Consider the following 2,185-nt stretch of genomic DNA (forward strand, 5'->3'; position numbering starts at 1 on the left):
GTCCCAACGCCGGCGCCACCACCAGACCCGCGCCCGAGCCAGACACCATTGGAGACGCTGGCTCATGCATCACGAAATCAGGCTGTAGTACTAGGGCGCCCCAACTCATGGCTGGGGCCGCCGACGACCAGGTCCTCCAGTCGGCCGCGTGCCGACCTTCCGCAACCAACGCAATCAGAACCAAACTTCGAGGGCTGGTCACGAATAGTGGTCAGGCCCGCTTTCACGAGTCAGAGCTATAGTTATGGATGCCAATGGAAGGTGACGGAATCGTGAGTTGTTTCCAGCCATTCATTGGTGAGTCGGAAGCCTGATCGAAGATCCAGCGCGGCCATGGCAGCTGCCCGTACGTTATCCGTTGCTTCGAATATTCGTAGCTCTTTCATGATATTGACACTGTCGGAGGGCCACGTTCGGCGTTCGAGAATGTCAAGGTTCAAGAGAATCTCGCCCGCCCGGGCAAGGCGTAGGCTGTTGTTGGCGTGCGTGTCCCAGTAGAGGGCGTATACATCGCCGAGAGTGCTCAGCCTTTCCGTTACTCGTTCATGGCCGAGCTGAGATCCCGTCTCGTAAAGAACTAGCGCTTTGCCGAAGTTTTCTATGACAATATCGGCTACATGGTAGTCCATATACTCGCCAACATGTCCGCGTTCGACCCTGAAGGGGCGGCCATCGCTGACGATTTCGGCAACGGCTTGCTGCGACGCATCTTTGGCCGGCAGGACAATGGTCCATGACTGCTGCCTTGCCACGCCGGGATGACGGGCCAAAAACTCCTCGTAGTATTTTAGGGTCGCCGTCCAGGCAGGTGCGATCTCGACCATGTGAACCTCAATCGTGGGCTGGATGCTCTGGCGCCCCCACATAAAGGAAGGCGCCAGAGCATCACAGTTTACTTGAATCTAATGAAGAATCTGTCTCCGTCGATCACGCGATCTCTGCTGTACCAGAGGCTCTGCGCGCTTCCGAAGTTGCTGTTTTGTGTGCCATCGATTACTGCGACCGAATAATTCTTCAACGCCTTGTCCCTGGTGTAACGGACCCCTTGGTAGGTGTCGTTGAAGGGGAATTCGTCACAGCTCCCACCTGGCCCCGACCTTGTACCCCAAGGCGCGGCAAGGTTATATCGGGCCGCGTATCCATACCCCCATTTTCGTTCACATTCAGCCACCGCCGCCCCTCGATTGTAGTCCTCGATACCCAGGTAACCGCCCCGCTTGAGTGCATACTTTTCGGAGAATCCCGGAATATCCTTATCGGTGTGATTCCAAGTAGGAATCGTGGAATCCGGATCATCCTTTGCTAGTTTGAGATGATCATAGACGTCGTCCCAGCCATCGCCCTTGCCTATCTCCAGCGAGGATGTGATGCCCCGGAAAACGCATCCTCCGTTTTTGGCGCCGAATTGGCTGATCGCCGGAGAGGTGTCGCAGCGCACTTCTGGTCCGAGATCATCATTCCATCTGTCCTCTGAGAACTCCCATTGAACATTTATGCTCACGCGGCAGTTGTGTATGGCCTGCTTGTCAGATGCGAAGCTGGTGGGGGAAGTGAGATGGAAGGTGTGTTGATTACCTCCGGCGTCTTCCCACCAGTGCATGGCGGACGAGTACTTTTCAAGGCCCGGGGTGGGCGAGTTTTGCTGACAGCTAGTGCCGTTGCCAGAGGATGTCACCGCCACGGCGTAGAGGTCATCCCGAGTGATCTTTTCCGGCCCTACGCGAGGGGGCATAATCGTGTGAAAATCGTCCAGCCCTACCTTGACGACGAAGTCACGCGAGGTATTCGAAGTCTCGGCAATAACGGTGACTCTGTATCCCTTCTGTTCGTTATACACCCTCTCGCCGGTTTTCTTATCGATCGTATAAGTGTATGAGAAGGTGTATCCCCAGAAGCACCATGAGAAGCGGTTTTTCAGCCAGCCGCCTGGCCGGTTTTTTCTGACAGCTCTTCGGTCGATCCACAGCCATGGCTTGTTGTCGTCTTGGCACTCATCCACTTTTATGCGTTCGGGAGTCCATGAAGCAGCAGCCGCGCTCGTGGTCACGCCCGTTGATGTTCGAGCGACAAGTAGGGAAACCTCTAGCGGGTGCCAGTCGGTCCACGTGCCGTTGACACCGTTGGAGGTTGCGCGGGCTCGCCAGCGAAGCTTCCAGCCGTCGCTGAGCTTGCCGTCAGGCACGCC

2 protein-coding genes are annotated in these 2,185 nt (G+C 56.3%); both read right to left on the reverse strand.

Going from position 1 to position 2,185, the window contains the following annotated elements; all coding sequences use genetic code 11:
• Positions 1–242: 242 nt before the first annotated feature.
• A complete protein-coding gene (locus ABZ815_RS52470; protein WP_357711023.1) occupies positions 243–824 on the reverse strand; it encodes a hypothetical protein in 582 nt (193 codons plus the stop codon).
• 68 nt (positions 825–892) lie between these two features.
• Positions 893–2,185 (reverse strand): hypothetical protein (locus ABZ815_RS52475; RefSeq protein ID WP_357711026.1); only part of this gene is annotated, 1,293 nt, incomplete at its 5' end.

Origin of the sequence: Nonomuraea sp. NPDC047529, from assembly GCF_040642995.1 — a bacterium.
GTDB lineage: Bacteria > Actinomycetota > Actinomycetes > Streptosporangiales > Streptosporangiaceae > Nonomuraea.